Origin of the sequence: Camelimonas fluminis (genome assembly GCF_014656355.1) — a bacterium.
GTDB classification, from domain to species: domain Bacteria; phylum Pseudomonadota; class Alphaproteobacteria; order Rhizobiales; family Beijerinckiaceae; genus Camelimonas; species Camelimonas fluminis.
In genome coordinates, this window is sequence record NZ_BNCG01000067.1 from 1 (window position 1) to 5,122 (window position 5,122).

At 58.5% G+C, this 5,122-nt stretch carries 6 protein-coding genes; 2 read left to right on the top strand and 4 right to left on the bottom strand.

All coding sequences use genetic code 11. The features are described 5' to 3' along the window. Positions 1-70 precede the first annotated feature (70 nt). Positions 71-256 (bottom strand): hypothetical protein, encoded by a 186-nt coding sequence (locus IE243_RS21435; protein WP_191321345.1) that lies wholly within the window; start codon positions 254-256, stop codon positions 71-73. An 839-nt stretch (positions 257-1,095) separates the two neighbouring features. Here IE243_RS21435 and IE243_RS21440 point away from each other — a divergent pair. Then, positions 1,096-1,824: an XRE family transcriptional regulator gene (locus tag IE243_RS21440; protein ID WP_244643307.1), complete on the top strand. Its 729-nt coding sequence runs from the start codon at positions 1,096-1,098 to the stop codon at positions 1,822-1,824. A 110-nt stretch (positions 1,825-1,934) separates the two neighbouring features. Further along, the gene (locus IE243_RS21445) at positions 1,935-2,453 is read left to right on the top strand and encodes an RES family NAD+ phosphorylase (RefSeq protein WP_210319945.1); all 519 of its coding nucleotides are present in this window, start codon (positions 1,935-1,937) and stop codon (positions 2,451-2,453) included. A gap of 374 nt (positions 2,454-2,827) precedes the next feature. Here IE243_RS21445 and IE243_RS21450 read toward each other — a convergent pair whose 3' ends face one another. The 3 genes from IE243_RS21450 to IE243_RS21460 are packed head-to-tail and all read right to left on the bottom strand — an operon-like array spanning position 2,828 to position 4,637. Beyond that, positions 2,828-3,385, bottom strand: coding sequence for a hypothetical protein (locus IE243_RS21450; RefSeq protein WP_191321346.1), 558 nt, complete (start codon positions 3,383-3,385; stop codon positions 2,828-2,830). A gap of 32 nt (positions 3,386-3,417) precedes the next feature. Further along, positions 3,418-4,086, bottom strand: coding sequence for an RES family NAD+ phosphorylase (locus tag IE243_RS21455; protein ID WP_191321347.1), 669 nt, complete (start codon positions 4,084-4,086; stop codon positions 3,418-3,420). 59 nt (positions 4,087-4,145) lie between these two features. Beyond that, positions 4,146-4,637, bottom strand: a complete 492-nt coding sequence (locus IE243_RS21460; RefSeq protein ID WP_191321353.1) for an antitoxin Xre/MbcA/ParS toxin-binding domain-containing protein — start codon at positions 4,635-4,637, stop codon at positions 4,146-4,148. Positions 4,638-5,122 lie beyond the last annotated feature (485 nt).

Here is a 5,122-nt window from a genome sequence, read left to right on the forward strand (position 1 = left end):
GGCCAGGCTGTCAAGCCAACCTGCTGATACCACTCAACTTAATTTCTGATCAGACACTTACGGCCGCACCTCAATCTGTTTCAGATTTGGTGTCAATGTCGCCCATCTGCTGCTCGACGGCGCCAATGGCGAGTTCAAGTTCACCGATGCGCTGGATCTGAGAGTGCGCGGGCGCCGCGGCGGATCCTGCAACCTGGAGGATAATCTCCCGTTGTTCAGCCTTCAGACGTGCGAGGAGTTCTTCCAGTTTATCCATTCCATAGCACCTAACGGGTTATTGGTAGCGTTAGTTCAGATGTTTCCTTGATTTTCGTTATCCGCGCAAGGGAAGCGCGGGATTGGACAACGCGGGAAGCGGGCATGGGGAGCGTAAGTGGAGGCGGTCGGTGTAGCAGTTCACGGTGGGTCATTCTGTTCCATGACGACCTTGTCCAGGATTGATCTGGCGCTTTATTCTCCCTGTAGGGGGTGCGCGATGATGGTTCGACGTACAGGGTTTGCACTGGGGCTGGGGCTGGGGCTGAGCGGAATTCTGGCAAGCGCTGGTGCTGCAGAGGCAGCTTCGCGATGCCCGGCGGATCAGATTGTTTTCCGTGATCGCGCTCGCGGCCAGACTTTTTCGGCGGAACGGGTGGCGGTGGACCATAAGCTCCTGTGCAAAGGGAAGATGGTGGCCAGGGCTCCGTCGGGCGCGCAACCGGGCGATTGCCGCGGCCCATACGGAACTATGGTGATCGAAGGGTTCCTGAACGGCGAGAAGGTTTACGCGGTTCACTCTGTCATTGCGGCAGTCCCATGTTGCTCCTGGGACTCCTACTCGGGTGGAAGTCCTTTTGCACGAGCGCCTAAAAAGTGGGTCACCGGGTCGAAGGTCCCCAAGATCGAGCTTGGGAGCGAGCTTTTTACGATTGAGGCGACGCCGCCGAATGAATTGACTGGGCCGCTGGGAGGCGGAAGGTTCGTTCCGGAATCGTGCCGAGGTTAAGTCAAGTCCTGTGGCGCTGGATGCCTGCTTCTGTCAACAGGCTACGCAGATCGGGCGCGAACTGGACGAACTGGACGAATTGCTCCATAGTACTCTTGGAGCGGAGTAAAATGACGCATCATAAGAAATCGCCACCCAAGGACATGGAGCTAGGTCGGACGAGGCGTAGTCGTCCCTTCGAGACCAAGGCTGATGTTCTCAAGGTTGCCGCGGCTACGACAAAGAAGGGCATCAAGCGCGGTGCGATCCGAAAACTGATTGATGAAGACGCGGTCATAGAACGGATTGCAGAAGCCCAAGTTCGCAGCAAGGAATCCGGCCATAGGTTCAGTTTTCGTGTGGATGTCTCGCCGAATGGAGATATATCCACAAGCCAGCCGGTGGCGTTGGAGCAGCCGGTGGCCCCTATGCCCGTCGAGACCTGCAAGCCGAGTGTAAAACTCGTGCAAGCGTTGGCAGCAGCGCGCGAGCGCGGTGTTGCGGTTGCCACCGAGATCTTCAACAACCCAGAGATGCTGAGCGGACGGGATTTCGCGCGTCTGATTGGGTCGAGCCCGACGACCGTAAATTCAAAGAGACAGAATGGTGAGTTTCTGGGACTTGAGGGCGCGCGACGCGGCTTTCGGTATCCTACGTGGCAACTTGATGCCGACGGAAAACCGTTTGCGGAACTACGTGCGCTTCAGGAGATCCTGGGAGGGGCTTGGGCCACGTACAGGCTTCTGGTTCAGCAGCAGGGTGCTCTGAATGGATTGACAGGCCTGGAAGCGCTAGCGAGCGGGCGTGGTGGTGAGCTTGTCGATGTTACGGAAGGAATCGCGCGGGGGGATTTCAGCTAAGTGTCGAAAGCTCTTCCCCCTCCTGATTTCAAGCCGTCGAGCTCCGGACGCATGAGATACCAATCGGCCAGCGATACGGCCGCATACATCAGGCGAAGTATTCAGATGCTTTGGGATGCGGCTGGGCAAGGAGTCGTTTCTCTGACTCCCGCGATCGTGTCGAGCGCAACCGCTTCAAGGTTTTGTACCTTGGAGAAAGCTTGCAGGTCTGTTTCCAGGAAGCCGTTTTGAAGGATCAGCGGGACGGCGTTGTTGGCCCGTTTCTAATCGACGAGCGCGAACTCGCGGAGCGTATCTATGCTGACGTGGAGATCGTGAGCCCATTGTCATTGGTTGATCTTCGCGGCAGTCACGCCACGGCGATGGGCATGCCAACGGATGTGCACCGTGGGATGAAGCACACCTTGGGCCAGAAGTGGTCGGCTGCCTTTCATGAGCATGAGAGCAAACCGGATGGGATCATCTATCCGTCTCGCCTCAACGGAGAAACGAACGTTGCGATCTATGATCGTGCTATTTCCAAATTGCGCGCCGTCCGTATGCGGCGATTGATAGATGTTGACGATCTTGCATCAGTTTTGAATGATCTTCAGATAGCCCTGTATCCCGTGGATTGTTTGGCTGACTGATTGCCACGGTGGGCACCAGCACGGATTACGTCGGCAAGCTCGAAGCCGTCGGACTGGAGACAACGACGGATCGCGAGAAAGGCGCTATGTGCCTCCCCTTCGTAGGAAGAGTTGATCAGGGGCAGAATTTTCTCAAGCTTCTCGTGAGTCGGGCCCATGATGCGGTCCTTCCAGAAGTAGCCCAGACGGGTCTCCAAGCCCCCAGACTTCTATATATTTGATAGATGTTCTCGGTCTGTTCAATGGCTTTTTTTGGCTAGCCGGTCCCGTCTTGTCGCTCAGATATATGGGGCTTTCAGAATCTGCACGGTGCCCTGCCTTGTGACGGGGCGTGCGTGTGCCGCCGAGGCGCCCCTCGGCGGGGGAAGAGTGGGCTATTCGAAGAAGGTGATCGCCGGCAGGTCGCCCGCCTGAAATGGCCTGCGGACCTTTATTCGGGCCGTGATCGTGTCGCAGCCGCTTGCGGAAAGAGCAGTGAGGATGCGTGCCGCAATGCGGCCTTTGGCCACCAGCATCGGCAGTTGGGCGTGCCCTTCATCCGTTGCTACGCGGGCGCTGACGGTAAGGATCTCCTTAACGGCTGGATTGCGGCCACCTCGGGGAAGCTTGATGTCGGCTTCGAACAAGCCGGCGGGAATAACCCCGATCGCGGCGCTACGGGTATTCCGGACCGTGTCTTTTCGTGCGTTGTGTCGCGCCTTTCGGCGCTCAGCGGCCGCAAGGATCTCTTCGAAGATTGCAGCGTGCTGGGTGAGCGCACTGTCAAGACCGGACTGGTGGCGTAGGGCGGCTAGTCCGGCATTGATGACATCGGCGATCTGATATCCATGGGCCTCGACCAGCTTGCGGGCTGCCCTGAAAGCGGCGAGTGCTTCTCCCTCATGGTCGGATGAGGTGAGAGCGAGAATCTTTGCGAGCTTATCGGGATCCATGGTCCGGGCCTGAGTGGGGCGGATATCACCCATTATTTTGAGAGTGTCTTGATCCGGATCTCATAGCTGTCAGGTCGCACAGTGATCCTGAAGTGTCGGGTCTGGGTGACGTTCGAGATCAGCTTGGGGCGAAGCACGCAGATGTTCTCGCCCCCCCTGTGCCTGATGCTGTCGTAGAGCACGCCGTGGCCGTTGGAGGCGCGTAAACCTTCTCCAAATGCCTGTGACGCTGAGTATGACCCACTGTCGTAAAGGCCCCCGTGACGCCCCTGCTGCCCCCTGAGGTCAACGTGTTGTCCTGCAATGTCGCAGGAGTACGCCCGATAGACCCGGCTCAGGTGTGGGCGGTGTTCGGCATATGCCTGGCGCCGGAGATGGTGGGACACCTCAACAAACGCAGTGTTTAGTGTCGCAGCCGCGTACCATGCCCCAAGGTCGGAGGAGTTGAACCGCATTCCGTCGTTTCCGACGTGCAGAAAAGCCGCCATGATGATGCTGGAATTCGGTACTCCAAATACGAGTTCCGAAGGAGCCAGGCGGCCAACACGGTGGGCGACCAGGCGGTCGTTCGTCCAGCCGGTGACCTCGAGCACATGCATCATGTCTGCGGTGGTGGAAACGGTGTCGAACACCCCGATTGGAGGGAATTTAGAAGGCACAAGCCGGTATGCCGGGCGCGGCGCCGGAGAAGTCTGTTCCATCGGGTTTCCTGGTCCGCAAGATACGGAGATGTGCGGCCGTGAGCGGCGCTCGCGCCCTCTCACGACCAGTGAATGTCCTTGTCTTCGTATGGGCGAAAATTCTCATCGACCTCGTTGGGGCCGATGAAAAGCCCGCCTCGTGCTGCATCCAGGTATCTGCGCAGCTGGAAAAGGCCGTCCTGAGTCCCGCCAACGATCAAGGTTAGCGGGTTCTGGCCGCCAAATACGGTTGCCTTGTTTGGCTGCCGGAGCCACCCGACTCCGTCGGTCTCGGTTTCGTAGAGGATGCGCAAAGCCTGGTAGATCCCGAGAATGAGGGAGATTCGTATCAGGACGTCATAGTCCAGTGTCAGTGACTTGTGAGCCCGGGCCTTTGCCATCCAGCCGTAGTATGTGGAGCGCGGCGGACTGCCGAGAACAGCGCGCCGCTGTTCTTCGTTGAGGGTCCACAGATCGGCGATTGCGTTAAACGTCCGGAGAACAGGGCCGCTCACTTCGCGACGCTTTTCAGCGGAAGTGATTTCGGCCCCTATGACCGACGGACCCTGCATTCCACTTTGGGTGCGCTGAATTGCCGTCACGGTGTTCCCCCTCGTCAACTGCTGCAGAGTAGTCCGAATGCGGACAAACCGCAATATTGGACATTCCCTCGGCTTTCTGTTGGGCGAGGGGCTGGGAAGCCTCCATGGGGCGGGAGCTATTCCGAATTTTTGATGTGGCGGTTGCTGCAGCGTGGTCACAATGCGGCGCTCAATATTCTCAATAGGGCCTTGAAGGCCCACGGGCGGGCTTGGCCGCGTGAGGACGCTATCGTAGGGCATCAGCCCACGCGTTGTCCTGGAAGCACAGACGCGCCGAACGGCCAGAATATCTCGGAGGTCTGTGCGGAAGGGGGTGGCCGTGAAGAGGATGCCGGACCCGCCGGCACGGGCAATGGTCTTAAGTAGCTGCGACAGCTCATCTGCTGCAGCGGTTTGCCGCGTTCACATGCACCGTCGTCAAATCGGAAGACCGGGAACCAGAGGGTTTATCGCGC